Source organism: Embleya scabrispora (assembly GCF_002024165.1).
Classification (GTDB): domain Bacteria; phylum Actinomycetota; class Actinomycetes; order Streptomycetales; family Streptomycetaceae; genus Embleya; species Embleya scabrispora_A.
In genome coordinates, this window is record NZ_MWQN01000002.1 from 1081787 (window position 1) to 1103289 (window position 21503).

A 21503-nucleotide genomic window follows, 5' to 3' on the forward strand; every position below is an offset into this window, starting at 1 on the left:
CTCAAGCCGCCTTTCCGGCGTGGCGCGACAGCGCCTCGGTCACGTCGCGCAGCGTGCTCATGGCCGCGACGTCGGGTTCGGTGAAACAGGACAGGTCCACCCCGGCATCGTCGCAGGCGGCCATCAGGAACAAGACCTTGTTCAGCGAAGTCAATCCGTACGTGCCGACCATGTCCTGGTCCGGGTCGATGTCCTGGGGGGCGACGTCGGACTCCAACACCCGGGCCAGGTTCGTCCTGGCCACGGTCTCAATCTCGGACTGCATGGATGCCTCCCTCGGTGTCGTGGATCCGGGAACGGTAGGCGTCGAGAATGCGCCCACGCCTGGGCTTGAGCTGGGAGGTGAGCAGTCCGTTCCCGACACTGAACCGGGGATCGGCCACCACCACCGCGCGGATCTGCTCGTCGGGGCCGAACGCGGCGTTGGTGTGGGCCAGTTGCTCGGCGACGGCGCGCTCCAGGTCGGGCCCGCTCGCATCCGCCGCCGGGGAGACCACGGCGACCAGCCGGGTCTGCGTCGGGCAGAACACCACACACTCCTCGATCGCGGGACCGGCCTTCATCCGCTCCTCCAGCGGCCGCACGACGATCTTGCGGCCGTTGTCCAACACGATCACGTCGTCGGCGCGCCCGTGCACGTACAGGAATCCGTCCTCGTCCAGCCGGCCGATGTCGTTGGTGCGCACGGTGCCGTCGGGGGCGAACACCCGCTCGGACACCCCGGGCGGCGCCTGCTCGTAGCCCGTGCACACCGGGTGCTCGGCGCGTACGTGGATCACCCCTTCGGCGTCCAGGATCACCTGTTTCCCCGGCAGGACACGCCCGACACTGCCCCGCCGATGCGCGCCGGGGTGGTTCTTGGTGACGATGCACGTCTCGTTGAGGCCGTAGCCCTCGAAGATCGGCAGTCCCGCGTCCTCGAAGAAGGCCAGCGTGCCGGTGGAGGCCGGCGCCGAACCGGTCCACAGATAGCGGATGCGGTCGCCGAACAACCGCCGCGCGCCGTCGCGGCGCGCCGTCGCCTCGCCCGTGTCCGCGCCGCGCATCCGCGCCTCGATGTGCTTGCGGGCCGTCTCGAAGAACCCCGGCACACCCATCACCACCGTCGGCCGGATCGCGCGCAGCGCCGGGAACGCGGCCTCGTAGGTGCAGATCGTGACGTCGTGGCCCCAACGCAGCGCCGAATACGTCCAGTAGCGCTGCTGGAGCACCGACAGCGGCAGGAACACGAGCAGGTTGTCCTCGCCGCCGTGCGCGAACATCTCCTGGACCGAGCGCAGATCGTCGTCGATGCTGCCGACGGACGCGGTGAGCGTCTTGGGTTCGCCCGTGCTGCCCGAGGTGAGCTTCAGCGACAACACGTCGTCGGGCGTATAGACGACCGGTGCCAACACCCGACCGTCGTCCGGTAGGGCCGCCGCGACCTCGATCTCGGCGAGCGCCCTGCTGCCGGGGGCCTGGGGTGGCCCGTCGGTGAACAGCACGCCCAGCCGGTAGCGTTCGCGCAGCCCGGTGTCGGTGTCGAACTTGGCCGGGTCGAAGCCCACCGTCACCGCGCCCAGGCGGATCGCCGCGAGATCGAGCAGCACCCAGGCGAGGCCGTTCGGGGCCAGGATGCCGATCCGGTCGCCCCGCTCGATGCCCAGGTCGCGCAACCACAGCGCGAGGCGCCCGGCGCGCGTGTGCAGGTCGGTCAGTTCCATCGTCCGGGTCCCGCCGAGCCGGAAGAAGGAGATGTGCCCGCCGGGGGAGGGGGCTTGGGCGGCGATGTGGTTGATCACCGAATCGCTCACGGCGTGTTCGCCCCCGCCCCGGCGCGCTCGGCCAGACCGCGTTCGACGTGCGCGGCCATCGTGCGGATCGTGTCCACCTCCGGCAGGCGGTCCAGCGTGATGGTCAGACCGAACCGTTTGCGCACCCCGGCGAGGATGCGCGCGGCCACCAGCGAGTCGCCGCCCAGGTCGTAGAGAGGGCGGGTGACGTCCAGGTCGACGTCCGCGACGCGCAGCGGTTTGGCCCACAACCCCGCGACCACCAGCTCCAGTTCCGAATCGGCGGCCGTGGGCCCGGCCGTCGCCGGTGCGACCGCCTCGGCGGCGGCCGCGAGCCCGGCACGGTCCACCTTGCCGTTGCGGGTCAACGGCAGCGCGGCGTGCCAGTACACGGCGGCCGGGATCATGTACTGCGGCAGATGTTCGCGCAGCGCGGCGCGAACCGCCTCCACGTCCGGGCGTTCGTCGCCGGCCGGGACCAGATGGGCGACCAGCCGATCGCCGCGCGCGCCCGACTGCCGGGAGACCACCGCGCGTTCCACGGCGGGCAACGCGACCAGTCGGGTCTCCACCTCTCCGGCCTCGATGCGGTAGCCGTTCACCTTGATCTGGAAGTCGCCCCGGCCGAGGATGTCGATCTCGCCGTCCGGCAGGTAGCGACCCAAGTCTCCCGTCCGGTACCGGCGTTCGCCCCGTTCGGGGTCGAGGACGAAGCGCTCGGCGGTCAACTCCGGGTCGCCCCAGTAGCCTCGCGCCAGGCCCACCCCGGCGGCCCAGATCTCGCCAGTGACCCCGTCGGGCACATCGCACCCGAACTCGTCCAGCACGTACGCCCGGTTGTTCGCGTTGGGCCGACCGTAGGGGATGCTGCGCGAGCCGTCCTCGTCCGCGCCGATCGGGTGCGACACGTTCCAGATCGTGGTCTCCGTCGGCCCGCCCAGCGAAACGAGTCGCGCGTCCGGCACGAGCTTGCGCAGGTCCTGTGGCAGCGTCGGCGGAATACGGTCGCCGCTCATCATCACCAGGCGCAGCGTGTCCAGCGCGTCCGTGCCCTCCGCCGCCTGATCGCGCAGCAGCGACACGATCGCCGGCACCGAGTTCCACACGCTCACGCGCGCCTCGCCGCACAACGACAACCAGTGCGCGGGATCGGCCGCTCGGTCCGCGTCCGGCAACACCACGGCCGCCCCGGAGCACAGGGCGCCGAAGACGTCGTAGACGGACAGGTCGAAATTGAAGGCGCTGATCCCGAAGAAGCGGTCCGCCGGCCCGATGCCGAAGCGCGCGTTGCAGTCGGCGACCACGTTGGCCACGCTCCCGCGAGCGACCATGACCCCCTTGGGCTCGCCGGTGGTCCCCGACGTGTACAACACGTACGCCAGATGGTCGTCGTTCGCGGCGCCGGGCACCGGACGCGGATCGGGCACCGGTCCCGGCGGCAGCGGCCGGCCGGCGTCGAGCACCAGGACCTCGCGTCCCGTCTCGGCGCCCGCCTCCGCGGCGTTGGTCAACACCACCCGTGCCCGGCCGTTGTCCAGCATGTACGCGCGCCGCGCGGGCGGGAGCGCGGCGTCGACGGGCAGGTACGCGGCCCCGGCGAGCAGCGTCGCGAGAATGCCGACGACCTGCTCGGGCCCACGACCCATCACCAGCCCGACCAACTCGTCCGGGCCCACGTCGTGGGCGCGCAACCAGGCGGCGGCGTGCGCCGCGTGCCCGTACACCTGCGCGTAGCTCAGCGAGGCGCCCGAGGTCAGTACGGCCGGCGCGTCGGGCGCACGCTCCACGTGCGACAGGAACGCGTCGATCAGCATGCCCGGCGCGGGCGGCGGCGCCGCCGTCGCGTTGGCCGCCCGGCGGCGCTCGCGCTGCGCCTCCGGCAGCAGGTCGAATGTCCGCGCCGACCACGATTCCTCGACGAGCAGCGCCTCCAGGAGGTGCTGGTAGCCCGCGACCAGATCCGGCACCAGACCGTCCGGGAACAGTTCGTCGACGCTGTCGAACTGCACGACCACGCCGCCGTGTTGCTCGAACGTGGAGACATCGAGCCACACCTGCGGGGTCTGACTGGAGGTGTACACCTCCGGTCCGAACAGCTCCAGGGCCGAGCCGTCGACGTCCGCGTGCGCGTAGCCGAGCGCGCTGTTGAACGTGTACGGCATCGGCCCGCGCGCCGCGCCGTCGCCGCGTCGGGCGGCCTCGCGCAACACCTCGATGCCGGTGAAGTGCCGGTTGTCCAACCCTCGGCGCAGCCCGGCCTGCAACGCCCGGGCCCGCTCGACGAAGGGCAGGCGCCGGTCCACCTCGACCTCGACGAGCATCGTCTCGCAGAAATTGCCGACCGCCTCGAAGATGCGCGGGTGGATCGGCGGACGGTTCGCCACCGTGGTGTTGATCGTGAACCGCGAACCGGCGCCCCAGGCCGCGAGGGTGTCGGCGTACACCGCGAACAGCACGGCGGAGGGGGTGAGTCCGGCCGCCGCCGCCCGGGCCCTGAGCGCGGTCCACCGCGGCTCGGTCAGCCGGGCGAAGCGCGCCGAGAAGCGTGGCGCCACGATCGAGGAGGGACTGGTACGCAGGGGCAGGTCGGGGGCGGGCGCGAGGTCGTCGAGCCGGTCCATCCAGTACGCGCGGGCCCGCTTCGCCGGGGCCCGGGTACGCGCGGCCTCGATCGCGGCCACGTAGGCCTCGAAGGACGCCTCCTCCGCCGGGGCTTCGGCGGTGTCCCCGGTCGAGTCGCCGCTCGCGTCGTAGGCCCGGCGCCAGTCGCGGAAGAACAGGAACATGCCGATCGCGTCCATGACCAGGCCGTCGTGGTCGACGTGCAGCACCATCCGGTCGTCCGCCAACACGGTGACGTCGACCGCCACGAGCGGCGCGCGGTCGGCCGGCAGCACCCGGTGCGAGCGCGACGCGCGTTCGGTGCGCAGGTGTTCGTGCCGCGTCGCCTCGGACGCGTCGCGCAGGTCCATGCGCCCGACGCGCACCTCGACCTCGGCCTCCCGCACCTGTCGGCCGTCGGGGGTGAAGCGGGTGCGCAACGCGTCGTGGCGTGCCACCACCGCCCGCAGCGCGGCCTCCAGGCGGTCGAGGTCCCAGGCGCCCTCGATCTCGTGGTAGACGTGACTGGCCACGTTGCCCATCTCGACGTGCTCGCCCCGACCGACCAGATAGCTGCGTTGCAGGTCGGTCATCGCGAAGCCGTCCGGGGGATCCAGATGGGCGACGAGGGCCGCCTTGTGCTCCTTGATCAGGCGCAGCAGCTCGGGATCCATGCGTTCCCGGGGACCCTGCAGGCGCAGATCGGCTCCGGCGGCCGAGATGGTCAGCCCCCTGGCCTCGATCTCGTGGAGAACCCCGAGGTGGTTCACGCCGGCACCCCCGCGCGTGCGGCGACCTCGTCCGGGTCCAGGCCCTCGGCGATCAGCGCGCTCAGTTCGGTGACCGTGCGGGCGCCGAGCAGTTCCTCGATCGGGACGTCGGCGTCGACCTGCTCGGTGAGTCGGTACTGCAGGGCGATCGCCTGGAGCGACGCCATGCCCAGCTGGATCAGCGAGCGGTCGTGCACGGGCTCGTCGGCGGGCAGTCGCAGGAGATCGCGCACCAGCGCGCTGAACCACGGGAGCAGCGGCGGTTCCGGTCGGTCGGCGGCCGGGGCCGAGGGTCGCGCGTCGGCCGTTCCGGGGACGGCGAAGAACTCCCGGCCGGCCAGGTCGACGACGGTCCCGGCGGGCACCAGGTCGATCCGGGCGGGCCAGCGGGTGGGCGCGGGGATGCCGAGCGCGGCCGAGAGGCGGTCCGCGAACCGGGGCATCACCGGGGCGCCGCACGTGGCGAGCAGCCGGGCGGCGGCCAGTTCGAGGGCGATCGCCGTGCGCGCCTCGTCCTTGAAGTCCGCCACGTCGGCGGCGGGAGCCTGGAGACGGACGAAGGCGGTGACGTCCGTGACGATGCCGTCGAGCAGTTCGGCCGCGCGGTTGAGCGAGAAGCCGTCCTGCCCCAGGGCCCCGGTCAGCGCCGAGCGGCGCGCCTCCAGGCGGGCCAGGAAGGCCGCGTGTTCGGGCCGCCACACACCGGCGTCGGGCGCCACGCCCGCATACCGTTCGGCGACGCGCTCGCCCAGGTCGTTCAGCCACGTCTGCCAGGTGCCGACCAGGGTGTCGCGGACGAAGCTCTCGTACGCGTCGGGGGAGAAGCTGGTGCGCCGGCCCTCGGGGCGGGTCAGCGCGAGGTAGAAGCGGATCGAGTCGACCGTGCGCGGGTTCAGCACGTCCTTGCCCCAGATCGCGTGGCCGCGGCTGGTGGAGAACTTGCTGTCCTCCAGCAGGTAGAACTCGTTGATGTTGTAGTCGATGTCCGGCTGCCAGCGCGGATGCGCGACCCGGTACAGCGCCGGGATGAACATGGGGTGGAAGAAGCTGCCGTCCGAGCCCAGGAAGTGCACGATCTTCCAGTCGGGCGAGGGGGCGTCCGCGTCCCAGTCGCGGCCCAGGCCGCGCCCGAGTTCCCCGATGCCGTAGAGGATGCTGAAGGCGTAGTCCAGCCAGGACCAGATCACCTGGCCCGGCACATCGGTCTCGGCGGGGGTGATGCCCCACTCGGCCACGTGCGTGACCGGGATGTGCAACTGCTCGCGGCGCGAGAGGCGTTCGGCCAGTTCCTTGACCGCCGCCGGAACCCGGCCGAGCCGGTGGTGGTCGGTGACGACCTTCCCGAACTCGTGCAGCGGGAAGGTGTAGCGCACCAGCGCCCGCTCGTGCGGAGGCGCGTCGCACGCCGCCGAGCGCGGCTCGATCAGGTCGGTGCACACGTTGGGTTCCAGGCACGTCTCGCAGATGTTGCCACCGCTGTCGCCGTCGCACGTGGGGCAGCGGCCGGAGACTCCCGACTCGTACAGGTATTCGCCGGTGTCGGCGGCGAACAGCGCGGCACTCTCGCGCGGCGCCACGGTTCCCGACGCGGTCAGCCGGGAGAAGAACGCCCGCAGCGCGGCCGGATAGGCGTCGTCGCGGCTGGTCGCGGTGTACTGGTGGACGTCGATGTCCATCAGCTTCAGCGTGGCGAGGATCTCGGCGCTGTAGTGCGCGGCCGTCTGAGCCGGGGTGCGACCCTCCCGACGGGCGGCGGCCACCACGTAGTTCTGGTAGTCGTCGCTGCCGGTGATGTGCCAGGCGTCGGCGCCGAGCATGCGCTGATGGCGGACGAACACGTCGGCGCCGAAGAACGGCCCCGACAGGTGCCCCAGATGCAGGTCCCCGTTGGGCGTGGGCGCGGAGGAGAAGACGAACACGGGACGCGTGCCGAACCCGCGGTGCCCGGTGTCGTGGGCGGCGTTCATCGCCCGGTCGCCGTCGCGCCAGTACAGGCTGACGAACAGCAGGTCGGTGTCCCCCGTGTTCTCCACGGAGTGGGTCTCGAACGGTTCGAACTGCACCACGGTGGACGCGGACACCGGATGGCGTTCGGCGTCCACGGTCAACTCCCCGGTGCCGGAGACGAACACCCATGTCTCCGTCTCGTCGTGCTGGTGCGCCTCCGAGCGCGCGCCGGGGGCGACACCGACCCAGGTCGCGCCGACACCCAGCCGCGTCGCGGAACCCGCCTCCACGGCGGCCACGGCGACGCCGTCGGCGGCGTGGGGGGCGTCGGGGCGGTAGGTGCTGATCTTCACGACGGCTCCTTCACTTCGGTCACGCGTGCGGAGGAATCGAGGACAGGTCCAGCAGATCCGCGGCCTCCGCCGCGATCGCCGGGGCGAGCCGATATCCGGACCCGTTGGCGGCGCCCGCGAAGACGACGCGTCCGTCGCCCAACGCCCGCACCTGCGGTTCGCCGGTGGGGCTGTACGCGTCGCAGAACACCCGTCCCGAGACGCGGTGTTCGGCCAGCGCGGGGGCGTGCCGGCGCAGACTCGCGCGCGCCTGGTCGACGTCGTCGGCGGACAGGCCGCCGGCCAGGTCGTCGGGATCGACGTCCCAGGTCGTACAGGTGTAGCTGAACAGCCAATGTCCCGAGGCGTGCAGCGGCAGCAGGAACGCGTCCTCGTCGTGGAAGACGACGGCCCGGTCGGTGCGGGCCGGGACCCGCTCGACATGCAGGGCGACGATCTTCTTGACGCGGGCGCCCAACGGGGCCAGCAGCGCGCGCCAGGCGGGTTCGGCGAGCCAGGGTCCCGGGGCCAGTACGACCCGATCCGCGGTCACCGTCTCGCCGGTGCCGAGGGTGAGTTCGACCCCGTCCGGGCCCGGGTCCGCGGAGCCGACGGCGCGCATCGTGTCCACGTGCACACCCTCGCGCAGGGTCACCCGGGGCCGTAGTTCCCGGGCGAGGCCGTGGACCAGCGCGTAGACGTCGGCGTACTGGGCGCCGCGACAGTCCCAGACCCGCGCGGAATCGGGAAGTCGCAGATCGGTAGGGCCGGTTCGACCATCGGGAGAGTCGACGGGGGTCAACTCGGCGCTGTCGAGGTAGATCTCGCGCACGCGCGCGGCGTTCGCGGGGGAGGCGACCACCGACATCGGAACCGCGTGAATCGGCAGCCTGGGCGCGGAGTCCTTGAGTTCGGCGTAGTACCGCTGGCTGTACGCCGTCATGCGCCGAACCCGCTCCGTCGCGCCGCGCGGACAGTGCAACCCGGCCGACCGGCGGCTCGCTCCGGTACCGACGGTGTCCCGGTCCAGCAGCAGGACGGACGCCTGCGGCGCGCGGGCGACGATCTCCCGGGCGACCAGGCAGCCGACGATTCCGGCGCCGACGACCGCCACATCGGTGTGTTCCCGGCTCACAGAGCGTCCAGATCGTCGACGGGCGGTTTGGCGGACCACTCCACGAACGACGGCAATTGTTCGTCGGAGCCCACCCCGAGAAGCCGGTCGAGGATGCGCCGGCTGCGCCAGGCGGTCAGGCTCAGATTGGGATCCGCCAGTCCGCGCTGACCGCGTGCCGCGTTCTGCATGAAAATGAGGCGGTCGCGGGGGCCGTCCCATTGCACGGCGAAATCCCGGTCGATGCGATACTCGTCGCCCTCGCGCTCCAGGCGGCTTTCGATCGGCGCGAGGAATTCGGTCGACGCCGGACGAAAACCGGTGGCCCACACGATGGTGTCCACATCCACGTACTCGACCACACCCGGCCGGTCGTTGTGGCCCATCTCGATGGTCCACCCGCCGGACTCGTTCCCGCTCACCTCGGTGACCGCACGATTGGGCAGCAGCGCCAGCAGATCCTGCGTGCCCTCGATGAAGCGGTGCTCGTAGCAGCGCTGGTAGATCTCCCGCAACGTCGACTCGGAGATGCCGTCGCTGCTCAGCACATGACGCCTGTTGAGCGACTCGCGAACCGCCCGGTCCACCCCGGCGAAATACTCCGAATAGCTCGGCGTGTAGTACTCGTTGGTGAAGGGCGAGTCGTCGATGGGGAAGTAGTTCCCGCGCCGCGAGATCCAGGTCACGCGCCGGGGTAATTTCCTCGGCGCCCGTGATATCAGATCCAGAAACGCCTCGGCTCCGGACTGGCCGCCCCCGACCACGGCGACCCGCTTGCCGGCGAGTCCGGGGCGTGTTCCGTCGATGAAGTCGCTGACGTGGAACTGGGTGTCGCCGAGTTTGTCCCGGGCATGCTCGGGAACCCATGACGTGGTACCGACACCGACGCAGATGTTCTCCGCCGTCACGGTGCGCCGGCCGGTGTGCACGACGAACGCGGCACGCGCGTCGTCGAACTCCACGGCATCCACTTTCTCGCCGAAGACGATGTTCTCGTTGCGTCGGCTCGCCCACTCCAGATAGTTCCGGAATTCCCGGCGGGGAACCGCGTCGTATTGGGCGTTGATGAAGTGGTAGATCTTGCCCTGCTCGTGCAGATACGAGAGGAAGGAGAACCCGTTGGTCGGGTCGGAGAGGATGACGAGATCCTTGAGCAGCGACACCTGTAAGGACGCGCCGGGTATCTGCTGATTGTCGTGCCAGCCGAACCGCTCCTTCTGGTCGAGAAAGAGGTTCGGCGTCTCCGCGCGCCCGTGCAGCAGTGACGCCAGGCTCAGGTTGGCAGGACCGACCCCGATGCCGACACAGCGGTACTGCGCCGACTGGGGTTCGATGTTTCCCGAAACACGGTTTTCGACTGGTTTCCGCACGGCTCGACGACACTCCCAGCACTCGCGCAGGACTGGTCATCCGGCGAAATCCCCGTTGGACGCGCGTAACACGCGTGGCGACCGGGGGACAGCACCGGGCGTCGGGAACGGCACGCACGGAGCTTCACGACGGATGCTTCTCGGAGGGTGGACGCCGGACACCGCGGTGGTCGAACGATGGTCCGCGGCGCGCGTCGGGCGGGAACAAGTGGTCGGGTGGTGCGCGCACGAGATTCCCTGCCCGCCTGTTCTCGAATTTCGAGAATCGGCGGTCGGGACGCGGAGACCGGGCCCCGGCCCGTCCGGTCGAGTCGATGCCGATGTCGACCGGTGGAGGGGGCGTCGGCTTCGCGGGGAAGCTTCGGAATGGCTAGGACTCAGCTATTCATTTCTATTCAACCGAAGGTTCGGGTCAGCAAATTTTCCCGTGCGACTTCGCGCGGACTGATGACCGGGATTGACTGTATAGCAGGCCGGTCGGATTGGCTAGTGTGCCGCGGTGGGCCCGACGGAAGATCCATTGCCTGTCGATCAAGGAAAACGCGAAGATCGTATTCCGTTTCCCCAATCTGTGACAACTGCCGAGATGGCATTGATCGGGTCGTCTGCCCTGGATATCGGCAGGCGCATGTGCAGGTCGGGTCATGGGCGGGCGAATGTGATCATCGCCGCCCGACAAGATCGATGCGCGCATTTCGGCGACGGCATATCGTCGCGGTTCCCGAGGAAGAGGAACCTCCGATTTCCGGATCGTCCGGATGCCGGCACGGCCGGGGCGGACCTCGAAGTGCGGTCCGGGCACTCGTCGAGCCGGCGCTGCCGCCGTCGCGCTCGGTGTGCGTGGATCAGGTGCGTGCGACCGCCGTGGCGGTGTGCCGCGCGGCGTGCTCCGGGCGTGGCCTGCTCATCACGCGGGCGAGGTATCGGCCCAGGGACAACAGCGCCCAGAGCGGTATCCCGAGGAGCGTGAGGGCGAGGAACAGGCCGCCGATGAGGAACATGAATCGGAAGTATGCCGGACGAGATGGGGCACGTCACCCTCTTCGGGCCGACCAGCCGGGTTCCGCCCGGGGCCGAGGCCGTCCCGGGCCCCGACGGATCGTCCGGAGGAGCGATTTCCGGCCTGCCGGCAGGTCCCGCCCGCCGGCCGCCGGGCCCGTCGCCGCCGACCGGGAACCGGGTCCGGGCGCACTCGGACAAGTGTCCGGAATTCGGCTGCCGTCCCCAGGAATTCCCGCCAATGATGAGATCTGTCGGCGGGTATCCGGGCCTTCCCGCCCGTGATCGACACGCCGACCCACCCCTCACCGAAAGCACACGGAAGGGAGATTGCGATGGAATTGCGCGGCGGTACGGAACTCCGCATCGAATCGGCCGACGAGGACGAATCGTTCGACATTCTCGTGGGTGACCTGGAGTTCGAACTCGTGGACGACCGGCTCCGTCCTCCGACGAGCTGTACCCACTACGGGTACTGCCCGGCCTGAGAGGCTGAGCCCGCACGTCGGATGCCGTGCCCGAGGGTGCGGCATCCGGCGTGTTCCGGCGCATCGGACGCCCGGGTTCCTACCGGCCGGCGGGAGCCCAGCCGGAGTCCGGCCCGAGCCCAGCCAGCCGGACCCCAGCCCAGCCCAGCCCGAGTCCCGCCCGGGCCCGAGTCCCGCCCGGGCCCGAGTCCCGCCCGGGCCCGAGTCCCGCCCGGGCCCGAGTCCCGCCCGGGCCCGAGTCCCGCCCGGGCCCGAGTCCCGCCCGGGCCCCGCCCCGTCACGGAAGGACGATTCGTCTTGGCCACCACGATGCCGGTTCCCGTGCTCGACCGGCTGATCCGGCAGGTACGGGAGGGCGGCGCCCAGGAGGTGTTCCCGCCCGTCGTCACCGACGGACCGGCCGAAACCCTGGCGCCCGACGGCGCGTTGGGCGGTGTGCGGGACGCCGAACAGGTGGCCGCGCTGCTCGCCGAGGACCGGTTCGCCCCGTTCCGGCGCGCGATGGAGCGACTCGACGCCTGGAGCGTCCGCGCCGCCGCCGGCATCGACGCCGACCTCCTGGCACCCGGCGTGCTCGACCCGGTCGCCTCCGCACTGTTCGCCCCCACACTGGGCGCGATCTTCACCGCGTGCCACCACTCCCCGGCGCGGGTGGCCGAGCGCCTGGCGGATCTGCGCGTCACCCAACTCCTCGGCGCACTCGACCTGTTCCTCGTTCGCATGGCCACCGACCTGGACGCGGCGCACCGACCCCGGGACCCGCGCCTCGCCGGCCCCGTCGTCGAACTGCGCGCACACGGCGCGGAAACCCACAACGGCGGACTGCGGGTGCTACGACTGGCGTTCGCGGGCGGCGGCGCGCTCGCGTACAAACCGCGCCCGGCGAACGGGGAAGCCCTGTTCCTGGCCGACGGCACGACCGGAGACGACCGGCAACCCGCACAATCGGGCGGCCTGTTCGAGCGGATCAACGCACTGCCGGAAGCCGCCGGACCGGTACGACTGCCGACACTGGCCACCTGGACCGGCAGCGGTCCCGGCGCGCGCGGCTACAGCTGGCACGAGTGGATCGAACCACCGGCCGAACGGGGCCCCGTCCGTGTCGACGGCTCGACCACGATGACCGGCACGGTCCTCACCCCCGAACAGGCGCGCCGCTTCTGGCATCGGGTCGGCAACCTCGCGGCGACCTGTACCGCGTTCGGCGTCTCCGACCTGATCGGCGGCAACGTCCTGGCCGGGGCGCGCCCGCATCGGGCGCACGACGAGCCCATGCTGTACCCGGTGGACCTGGAGTGCTACTTCACCGGATCGACCGGACTGCGCGCCACCGGCCTCCTGGGTCCGGCCCCGTCCCCCACCGAGGAGGCCGCCGACGACGACTTCGAATACCCGCCCGGCCTGGAGGACACCGCCGACTGGCGGGCCCTCGAGGGCGGCGCGCTGGTCTGGCGACGCGCGGCCGACGGGACGCTCCGACTGCTGCCCATGGACCGCCCGCCGACCCGCACGGTGGTTCCCTCCGCCGTCGCGGACACCGAGGGCGGATTCGGCCGCGCACCCCACCTCCTGTCGATGCTGCGCGGCATGTTCGACGCCTGGACGCTGCTGTGCCGGCACCGCGAGGCGGTGCGGCGCGAAGTGGAACCGCGAGCGCGCGAGGCGTACATCCGCATCGTGCCGCGCCCGACCGCCGACTACGCGCGGGCCATCGACGCCCGACTGCGCGGCACCACCGCGGAACGCCATCCGGACGGCGAACCCTTCAGCGTCGACGAGAAGGCGCAGCTGAGCCGCTGGGACGTGCCCTACTACTTCTGCGCGGCGGTCCCGCCCGAGGGCGACCCGGCCGGCCCCGGCGCACCGCTCCTCGCCCTGGCCCCGGCGCCGGAACCCTTCCTGGCCAAGCCCGTTCCGTTCGCGGAGAGCCCCGAGGCGGAGGTTCCCGAATTCCCCTCGGCCGGACTGCACCGCTACGCCGACCCCACCCTGGCCGCGCTCGGCCCGGCCCTGCGCGACGCGGTGGTCGGAGTGATCGAGCAACTGCCGGACTCCCGAACCCTGGTGGACCCCGCACTGGGCGTGGCGCTGCGCTGGTCCGAGGGCGGCACCGACGGCCGGGTCGACTTCGACTGGCCGAGGGCGGGCCGGCGGATCGGCTACGAATGGGCCGGCGGCACACTGCGCATCCACCTGGCGAAGCTCGACACCCCGGGGGAGGCGTCGTGAGCGGCACGGCGACCGGAACGACCGGGCTGCCGGACCCCGTCGGCGTGTCGTCCGACGACCGGAGCGGAGCCGACTGGCGGGACGTCTGCGCCCGCGCCTGGGACCGCGAGCCGGCGCGCGTAGCGCATGTCGTGCCCCCGATCGACGCGGTCACGGCGTTCCGCACCGCGACCGCGATGAGCGGCCCGTTCCGCGCCGGAGCGCGCCCCCGATCGGTGTCGGCCGTGCGCTTCTTCACCGTCGACGGCCGACTGGCCGCCCCCGGCGCCCTGTTGCCCACCGAGGACGACGACGACCTCGATCGTTACGCGGACCGGCTCGACGACGAACTCGACGGCAAGGGCTGGCTGCTGACGATCCGGCACCCCTTCGTGCTGGACTTCCCCCGCTGGGCGCGGGCCCGGGACACGCTGGCCGGGCTGTGGTCCAGGATCGGGTGGCCCGCCCTCCCGCTCACCTCGGAACTGTGTTTCGGCCACGACTTCCGCACCCCACCACCCGCGCCCGGGACGGACGTGCTGACCTGGGTGCTCGCCGGCACCCACCGGCGCGACGCCGGCGCGGGCGAAGTGCTGTACCACCCGGCGGCGGCCGTGGAGCCGGACGGAGGCGAGGAGTTCACCGATCGGGCCGCCATCCTACGGATCACCGTGCCCACCGATCCGACCACCGCGCTTCCGGCCGTGCGCGGCGTGCTCCAGGATCTGGTTCGCCGGGATCCGGTGGCCGCCCAACCGATGCCGTACCTGCCCTACCCGCCGCCGGAGAACGCGGACGGTTCGACGCCGCCGATCGCCGAGTTCGCCGAGGTCGCGCAGGTGCTCGGCCGGGTCGCGGGCGACCCGGACGGGGAGTTGACCCGCACGGTGCGCCGCCGCTGGGCCGCCCGCCGCACGGCGGCCGGCCTCGAACCGGTGCCCGAACCCCGCTCCGCCGGCGCCGCCGGCCCCGGTGGCGCACCGGCCATCGACGCCCGCTCCCGAATCCGGCTCGTCGCCGAGGTCCTGCGCGTACCCGAGGGCCCCTCGGCCGAAGTATGGGCCGTCAACGGCCTGTTGCTGCCGGTACGGGGCGCACTGGCACCGCGTGTCCTGGCCGCCCTCGACCGGCGGCGCACGAGCGACCTCGCCGAGGTGTGCGCCGACGTGGGGGTGACCGGGCACACCACCCGCGAGGAGGGCGTCCTGACCCTGCTGCGCGTGCTGTACCGGGTGCGCGCCATCGAAGCGGTGGCCGAGGCGAACTCGACGGAAACGACGGCGGGGGAACGACCATGACCGACCGCACCGGTGGTGTCGACGTCATCGACGGCCTCGACTGGGACCTGATCGCCGACCGCTACTGGGACCGCCGTCCGGTCCTGATCCGCCTCCCGGGCGGCCCGTCGGCCCACCCCTTCCGCCCGGACGACGTGTTCCGCTCCGCCGTGGCCGCCACCGTCGCCAACGCCGCCGGGGAAATCCCCAAACACGTGCGTTTCGCCGTCGACCGCGACCTCAAGTCCCGCCCCGACGGCTGGCTGCCGCTCGCCGAGGACGACTCGCTCGACGGCTACGCCACACGCCTGGCCGAACGCCTCGACGGCCGCCGGTACTCGCTGACCGTGCAGGCGTTCCACGCCTTCCACCACCCGCTGTGGCGCCGCGAACGGACCTTCTACGACGGTGCCTTCCGCCGCTTCGGACTGCCGCTGAGCAGCGCCATCACCACCATGTTCCACGGCAACTACGAGCACACCCAGATCGGCGCGCACAAGGACCGGTTCGCGTCGTTCATGTTCGCCCTCCAGGGCCGCAAGGTGATGCGCTTCTGGCCGGAGCAGCCGTGGACGGAGGCGGTCACCTCGGTGCTGGACTACGAGCGCCACCTGCCGGGTTCGTTCGCCGTCGAGGTGCACGCGGGCGAGATGTTGTACTGGCCGTCGAGCCACTACCACGTCGGGGAAAGCGCGCTCGACGACACACCCGCGACCAGTGTCAACGTCGGCCTGCCGCGCGAGTTCACCCGCGCCGCGTTCGAGGTGGCGGAGTATCTGACCGATCCCACCCCCGAGTCCATGCTCAGCGAGGAGATGGAGACGGCCGGACTGCCGCCGCTGGCGGGTCCGGCCTGGGCGCCGCCCGAGGACGCCGAAGGGTCGTCGCCGGTGGGCCGGTTGCCCGCCGCGCTCGACCAGGCGGTGGACTTCTTCCGCTCCGGCGCGAACGAGGAGGCGGCCCGCGAGTGGGTGGCGACGTTGTCGCTGCGCCGCTGGACGGCCGGCGGCTTCTTCCCCGCGCCGCCGCCCGCGCCGCACCGGTCGCTGATCGACGCGGTCGCCGTCGGGCTGCCCGCCGACGAGCCGGTGCGGTGGCAGGACATCGGCGCGGTACGGATCGTCGCCGCCTGCGGGCACACCACGCGCACCCGCCTGTCCGCCGAAGCCCTGGCCCGCCTGCTCGCCGCCCTGCGCACACCCGATCGCGCCCTGCGGGTCGGCTCACTGCTCGACGAACTGCCGCCGCCCGCGCGGGAGGACGGCAGACGCCTCCTGGAGGACCTGGCCGGCTTCCACGCGCTGTCCGTCACGGGGGATTGAGCCCACGGCTCGACCCGCCCTTCCCACCGACCCGGTCGGCCTCCGTCCCCGCCTCCGCCAAGGCGGGCAACCGCACCTCGACGACCGTCCCCCCGCCGGGCGCCGGGCCGATCGTGATCGTGCCGTGGTGCATCTCCACGATCGCCGCGACGATGGACAACCCCAGACCACTGCCGCCCTGGGTGCGACTGCGGCTCTTGTCGGCCCGGTGGAAACGGTCGAAGACGTGCGGCAGATCCGCGGCCGGGATCCCCGGGCCCCGGTCGCGGACGGTCAGCACCGCCTCGCCGCCGAAGGCCCGCAGTTCGACCTCGGCCGGGGTATGCACGGGCGTATGCATCCGGACGTTGCCGAGCAGGTTGGCCACCAACTGCCGCAGCCGGTCCTCGTCGCCGAGCACGCTCACCCGGTCCTCGGCCGGTCGGCCGGCGCAGGTCAGCGGGCGGTCGGGCTCGACCGCGGCGGCGTCGCGGCAGGAGTCGGCGACCACCCGGGTCAGGTCGACCGGCTCCAGGTCGGTGTCCTGTTCCTCGTCCAGGCGCGCGAGCAGGAGCAACGCCTCGACCAAGCCGTTCATCCGGCGTATCTCGGCGCGCATCCGGCTCACCGCGTCGTCCACCGCGGCCCGATCGGGCAGTGCGCCGCGCTGGTACAACTCGGCGTATCCGCCGATGGACTGCAGCGGATTGCGCAATTCGTGCGAGGCGTCGGCGACGAATCGGCGCAACCGCTCCCGGGAGGCATCCCGGGCGGCCAGCGCGGCCTGGATCCCGTCGAGCATGCGGTCGAGCGCGATGGCCAGTCGCCCGACCTCGGTGCGCGGGCCGATCAGCGGATCGCGGACCCGCTGTGCGTAGTCGCCGGCGGCGATCGTGTCCGCGACCCGGGCGGCGCGTTCCAACGGCCGCAACTCCCGGCGCACGAACAGCGCGGCGAGCAGGGCCAGCGTCGGCAGCGCGATGCCGACGGTGGCCAGCACGACGTAGAGCGCGTGGTCGGCGGCCGCCTCGGTCTCGCGCACGCTCAGCGCGATCAGGGCGGTGCGTCCGTCGGTCAACTCCTGGACCCGCACCCGGAAACTCTCCCGCGAACCCGGTTGAGCCGACCCGGTGGTGAACGTGGCGCCGCTCGCGGGCAGCGGACCGGTCAACCGCGGTCCAGGGCCCTGGGGTTGCCGGTGCACGACGGCGAGCGCGACGTACAGGCCGCCCGGGTACTCCAGCCAGACGCCCGGATCCAGGCTCATCGGCGCGTTGCTGCGCTCGCGGGTGTCCAGCGCGCGCAACGCGGCGGCGGTGGTGTCCAGTTGCTCGTCCAGGCGGTCGAACAGCGAGTCGCGGAGCACCCCCACGGTCACCGCGGCGCAGGTGTTCAGCACGACCGTGCACACCACGATGATCACCACCACCAGGCGGCGGTGCAGCGGTTGGGTGCGGATCCCGGCGCGCAGCCTCAGCACGGCGGCGTGCGCAGGCAGTAGCCGACGCCGCGCCGGGTGTGGATCAGCGGTGGACTCTGCCCGTCGTCGATCTTGCGGCGCAGGTAGCTGATGTAGGTGGCCACCACGGTGTCGTCGCCGTTGAAGTCGTAGGACCAGACGTGTTCCAGGAGCCGGGCCCGGGTCAGCACCCGGTCGGGGTGCAGCATCAGGTAGCGCAACAGGCGGAATTCGGTGGGGGACAGGTCGATGTGCCGGCCGGCGCGGCGCACCTGGTGGGCGGCGGAGTCGAGTTCGAGGTCGGCCACGCGCAGCACGTCGCCGCCGGGTTCGGCCCGGCGGGTGCGGCGCAGGACCGCCTCGATGCGCGCGGTGACCTCGTCCAGTCCGAAGGGTTTGGTGATGTAGTCGTCACCGCCGGCGGTCAGCCCACGCACCACGTCCTTGCGGGTGTCACGTGCGGTGAGGAAGACCACGGCCACGGGCAGGCCGTCGGCACGCAGGCGGCGCAACACCTCGAAGCCGTCGCCGTCGGGCAGCATGATGTCGAGCAGGACCAGTTCCGGCAGGAAGTCCCGGGCCACGGTGAGCGCTTGCCGTCCGGTGCCGGCGGTGCGCACGTCGTAGCCGACGAAGCGCAGGAACCGGGTGACGGTGTCCACGATCGCGGGCTCGTCGTCGACGACCAGGAGGCGACCGCGTTCGGTCGACGGCGCGGACGAACCGGCCGATGGCTCCGCAGCGTTCATCTGGTTCCTTCTCGATGCGCGTTTCGCCGGATGGGCGGACGGGTGGGCGGGGTCGGCGAGCGGGCCGACGGGGCGGATGCCGTCCCGACATTACGGCGGCCGGCCGGGGACGCGGGCGGGCCCCGGTCCGCTATCAGCGTGGCCCACGAACCGGCGTGCATTCCATGGGAGTCGTGTGTGAATGGGGCCATTCGCGGCCCGGTACGCGGGGGTCGCGAGGCGGTCGGCTCCTAGCGTGGACCGGGTCGGGCCGACCCGACCCCCATCCCCGTGCCGTATCCGTCCGGGAGTTCGTGATGTCCTCGCTGTTGTATCGCCTCGGCCGCTTCGCCTATCGCCGCCGCCGGCTCGTCATCGCCGCCTGGGTACTGATCCTGGCGGCCTCGGCGGTGGCCGCGCTCACCCTGATGAAACCCTTCGCGTCGCGCAACGACATCCCGGGCACGGAGTCGCAGCGCTCCCTCGACGTATTGCGGGACCGCTTCCCGAGCGCCGACGGCGCCGAGGGCCGGATCGTCTTCCGCACGCCGAACGGCGACCGCATCGACGCCGGCCCGGCCCGCGCCGCGGTCCTGGCGGCGACCGAACAGGCCGCGGCCGTACGCGGGGTGGCCGCCGCCGAGGCCCCCTACGCGGCCGGTGCGGTCTCCGCCGACCACGGCACCGCGGTCACCGCGCTGACCTTCGCGGCGAAGCGGCCGGAGGACGTGCCGGCGTCGGTGCGCGACGCGGTGGCGGAGGTCGCCGAGCGGGCGCGGGGCGCGGGGTTGACGGTGGAACTGGGCGGCGAGGCGTTCGTCGAGGAGACCGCGCCGTTCGGTGTCGCCGAGTTGGCCGGGCTGTTCGTCACGCTGGGCGTGTTGGTGTTCGTCTTCCGCTCGTTGCGCGCCGCCGTGGTGCCGCTGGTGACCGCGCTCGTCGGGGTCGCGGTGGGGGTGCTGTTGGTGCTCGCGGGCGGGCATTTCGCGACCATGGACACCAGTTCGCTGACCCTGGCGTTGATGCTGGGACTGGCGGTGGGGGTCGACTACGCGCTGTTCATCGTCTCCCGGCACCGTGATCAGGTCCGGGCGGGGATGGAGCCGGCGGAGTCGGTGGGGCGCGCGGTGGGTACGGCCGGGACGGCGGTGGTCTTCGCCGGTGCCACCGTGGTGATCGCGCTGGCCGCGCTCGCCGTGGTGCGCATCCCGTTCCTGACCGTGATGGGGGTGGCGGCGGCGGTCACCGTCGTGGTGTCGGTACTGGTCGCGCTGACCCTGCTGCCGGCGCTGCTCGGGGTGCTGGGCGCGCGGGTGGCGTCCAGTGCGATCCCGGCGCTGCGGCGGGCGGCGGATCGGGCCGACGGGGCCGGCCGGGCCGGGAGGCGGGCGGCGCCGGGCGCGCGATGGGTGGGCGTGGTGACCCGCTCGCGGTGGGTGGTGCTGCCGCTGGGCGTGGCCGGCCTGGCGCTGTGCGCGCTGCCCGCCCTCGACCTGCGACTGGGACTGCCGAAGGACCGCAGCGACACCACCGCCGTGCGGGCGCAGCGGCTGATCGACGCGGGCTTCGGACCCGGGTACACGGCCGCGCTGGTGGTGGTCGTCCAGGGTTCGCCGGCGAGCGCGATGCCGGCGGCCGAGATGCTCGCCGCGAAGGTGGCCACGCTCGCCGACGTCGCCTCGGTGGCGAAGCCGGTACCGGACGCGAGCGGCGGGACGGTGATGGTCGGCGTGGTGCCGGCCGCGGGGCCCGACTCGACCCGCACCCGGGACCTGCTCGACGACATCCGACACGCGCGCGACCCGATCGCCGGCGGCACCCGGACCCGGATCGACGTGACCGGCAATACGGCGGTGGATCTGGACGTGGCGGGCAGGCTCGCCGCCGCACTGCCCGTGTACTGCCTGGTGGTGATGGGCCTGGCCGTGCTGCTGCTCACGGTGGTGTTCCGGTCGGTGGTGGTACCGGTGAAGGCGGCGCTGGGCTTCCTGCTGTCGGTGCTCGGCGCGCTCGGCGCGGTGGTCGCGGTCTTCCAGTGGGGCTGGGCGTCCGCGCTCGTGGGCTTGGCCGGCACCGGGCCGATCGTGAGCTTCCTGCCGATCCTGCTGATCGGCATCCTGTTCGGCCTGGCCATGGACTACGAGGTGTTCCTGGTCTCGCGGATGCGCGAGGAGTACACCCGCGGCCGGCCCGCGCTCGACGCGCTGCGCGTGGGCTACGGGCACAGCGCCAAGGTGGTCGCCGCCGCCGCGTTGATCATGGTGTCGGTGTTCGGGTCGTTCGTGTTGTCCGCCAACGTGGTGGTCAAGGGGATGGGGTTCGCGCTGGCCGCCGGCGTGTCGTTCGACGCGTTCGTGGTCCGGATGACGCTGGTGCCGGCCGTACTGGCGGTGCTCGGCGCTCGGGCCTGGTGGTTGCCCCGGGCCCTCGGCCGTTTCCTGCCGGACGTGGACCTGGAAGGCGCCGGACTGGCGCGCCGACTCGACGGCCCCGGCGGCGGGGCCGGGGCGGTACCGACCGAGCGGGCGCACACGTCCTGAACGAGACCCGACGACCCCCGTGGTACGGGCCGGGGTTCCCCATCCGGGTGCGCTGTGGGGGTACCCGAGGCGGGTGGTACGCCCGAGGGGTCGTCCCGACGCCGGATGGGAACACATGATGGGAACACACGTTCGAATTCGGGTTCGATCGGGGCTACCATGATCGGCATGACCGAGCCACCGGACGTCGACGCGCTGGAGGCGTCGTTCTCCGGTGGCCGAGCGACCCTGGGGCAACGCGTCGACGCCACCCGCGCACAGGTGGCCCGCACCGCCGAGCCGCCGCGCCGCGCTCAACCCGGACCGCCGCCACCGGCGGAGGGCACGTGGGTGTGGGTCCGGCAGCCGGAGGACCGCGGCGTACTGCTGTGTCGTGTGGTGCGCTGGGAGCGCACGGCGTCCGGCGCCTGGGCGCTGCGCGTCGACCTGCCGATCTGGGCCGGATTCCGGGTCCCGGGCGGGTACGAGGTCGACGGGTCGCACCACCTGCAGATCGCGCCGACGCATGCGCTGATCGAGATCCCGGGCCAGGACTACAGCCGCATCCCGCGCCTGTAGCGCGGATCGGTGTCGCGGTGAGCGCGCCGTGCGCCCGTA

General features: G+C 72.3%; 15 protein-coding genes. 6 read left to right on the top strand and 9 right to left on the bottom strand.

What is annotated here, in order from left to right:
* Position 1 precedes the first annotated feature (1 nt).
* The 7 genes from B4N89_RS35135 to B4N89_RS50185 all read right to left on the bottom strand — a co-directional run bounded on the left by B4N89_RS35135 (position 2) and on the right by B4N89_RS50185 (position 10907).
* Complete coding sequence (locus B4N89_RS35135; RefSeq protein WP_078980502.1) at positions 2-265, bottom strand: hypothetical protein; 264 nt, start codon at positions 263-265, stop codon at positions 2-4.
* The gene (locus tag B4N89_RS35140; RefSeq protein WP_078980503.1) at positions 249-1793 is read right to left on the bottom strand and encodes an AMP-binding protein; all 1545 of its coding nucleotides are present in this window, start codon (positions 1791-1793) and stop codon (positions 249-251) included. The genes B4N89_RS35135 and B4N89_RS35140 overlap by 17 nt, the downstream gene beginning before the upstream one ends.
* Positions 1790-5143 (bottom strand): non-ribosomal peptide synthetase, encoded by a 3354-nt coding sequence (locus B4N89_RS35145; RefSeq protein WP_078980504.1) that lies wholly within the window; start codon positions 5141-5143, stop codon positions 1790-1792. Before B4N89_RS35145 ends, B4N89_RS35140 begins: the two co-directional genes overlap by 4 nt.
* Positions 5140-7443 (bottom strand): class I tRNA ligase family protein, encoded by a 2304-nt coding sequence (locus B4N89_RS35150; protein ID WP_078980505.1) that lies wholly within the window; start codon positions 7441-7443, stop codon positions 5140-5142. The genes B4N89_RS35145 and B4N89_RS35150 overlap by 4 nt, the downstream gene beginning before the upstream one ends.
* A 19-nt stretch (positions 7444-7462) precedes the next feature.
* Positions 7463-8557 (bottom strand): NAD(P)/FAD-dependent oxidoreductase, encoded by a 1095-nt coding sequence (locus B4N89_RS35155; protein WP_235619092.1) that lies wholly within the window; start codon positions 8555-8557, stop codon positions 7463-7465.
* A complete protein-coding gene (locus B4N89_RS35160; protein ID WP_078980506.1) occupies positions 8554-9906 on the bottom strand; it encodes a lysine N(6)-hydroxylase/L-ornithine N(5)-oxygenase family protein in 1353 nt (450 codons plus the stop codon). Before B4N89_RS35160 ends, B4N89_RS35155 begins: the two co-directional genes overlap by 4 nt.
* Before the next feature lie 845 nt (positions 9907-10751).
* Positions 10752-10907, bottom strand: a complete 156-nt coding sequence (locus B4N89_RS50185) for a hypothetical protein (protein WP_161500920.1) — start codon at positions 10905-10907, stop codon at positions 10752-10754.
* A 333-nt stretch (positions 10908-11240) separates the two neighbouring features.
* On the opposite strand from B4N89_RS50185, the gene B4N89_RS50190 reads away from it, so the two are divergent.
* The 4 genes from B4N89_RS50190 (at position 11241) to B4N89_RS35175 (ending at position 16200) form a co-directional block, all read left to right on the top strand.
* A complete protein-coding gene (locus B4N89_RS50190; protein ID WP_161500921.1) occupies positions 11241-11393 on the top strand; it encodes a hypothetical protein in 153 nt (50 codons plus the stop codon).
* 297 nt (positions 11394-11690) lie between these two features.
* Positions 11691-13622, top strand: coding sequence for a DUF4135 domain-containing protein (locus B4N89_RS35165; protein ID WP_078980507.1), 1932 nt, complete (start codon positions 11691-11693; stop codon positions 13620-13622).
* Positions 13619-14899, top strand: coding sequence for a hypothetical protein (locus B4N89_RS50195; protein ID WP_078980508.1), 1281 nt, complete (start codon positions 13619-13621; stop codon positions 14897-14899). The genes B4N89_RS35165 and B4N89_RS50195 overlap by 4 nt, the downstream gene beginning before the upstream one ends.
* Positions 14896-16200: a hypothetical protein gene (locus B4N89_RS35175; RefSeq protein ID WP_078980509.1), complete on the top strand. Its 1305-nt coding sequence runs from the start codon at positions 14896-14898 to the stop codon at positions 16198-16200. The genes B4N89_RS50195 and B4N89_RS35175 overlap by 4 nt, the downstream gene beginning before the upstream one ends.
* Here the strand turns inward: B4N89_RS35175 and B4N89_RS35180 are convergent.
* The gene (locus tag B4N89_RS35180) at positions 16187-17659 is read right to left on the bottom strand and encodes a sensor histidine kinase (protein WP_235619093.1); all 1473 of its coding nucleotides are present in this window, start codon (positions 17657-17659) and stop codon (positions 16187-16189) included. The genes B4N89_RS35175 and B4N89_RS35180 overlap by 14 nt on opposite strands.
* Positions 17653-18387 (bottom strand): response regulator transcription factor, encoded by a 735-nt coding sequence (locus B4N89_RS35185; RefSeq protein WP_078980510.1) that lies wholly within the window; start codon positions 18385-18387, stop codon positions 17653-17655. The genes B4N89_RS35180 and B4N89_RS35185 overlap by 7 nt, the downstream gene beginning before the upstream one ends.
* Before the next feature lie 296 nt (positions 18388-18683).
* On the opposite strand from B4N89_RS35185, the gene B4N89_RS35190 reads away from it, so the two are divergent.
* Positions 18684-20906 (top strand): MMPL family transporter, encoded by a 2223-nt coding sequence (locus tag B4N89_RS35190; RefSeq protein WP_078980511.1) that lies wholly within the window; start codon positions 18684-18686, stop codon positions 20904-20906.
* Positions 20907-21074: 168 nt separating this feature from the next.
* Positions 21075-21464, top strand: a complete 390-nt coding sequence (locus B4N89_RS35195; protein ID WP_143658192.1) for a hypothetical protein — start codon at positions 21075-21077, stop codon at positions 21462-21464.
* Positions 21465-21503: the final 39 nt, after the last annotated feature.

Excerpts from the sequence above, each read along its gene's own strand:
- B4N89_RS35185 (WP_078980510.1), bottom strand. The coding sequence starts at position 18,387 with ATGAACGCTGCGGAGCCATCGGCCGGTTCGTCCGCGCCGTCGACCGAA.
- B4N89_RS35175 (WP_078980509.1), top strand. The coding sequence starts at position 14,896 with ATGACCGACCGCACCGGTGGTGTCGACGTCATCGACGGCCTCGACTGG.
- B4N89_RS35195 (WP_143658192.1), top strand. The coding sequence starts at position 21,075 with ATGACCGAGCCACCGGACGTCGACGCGCTGGAGGCGTCGTTCTCCGGT.
- B4N89_RS50190 (WP_161500921.1), top strand. The coding sequence starts at position 11,241 with ATGGAATTGCGCGGCGGTACGGAACTCCGCATCGAATCGGCCGACGAG.
- B4N89_RS50185 (WP_161500920.1), bottom strand. The coding sequence starts at position 10,907 with ATGTTCCTCATCGGCGGCCTGTTCCTCGCCCTCACGCTCCTCGGGATA.
- B4N89_RS35135 (WP_078980502.1), bottom strand. The coding sequence starts at position 265 with ATGCAGTCCGAGATTGAGACCGTGGCCAGGACGAACCTGGCCCGGGTG.
- B4N89_RS35190 (WP_078980511.1), top strand. The coding sequence starts at position 18,684 with ATGTCCTCGCTGTTGTATCGCCTCGGCCGCTTCGCCTATCGCCGCCGC.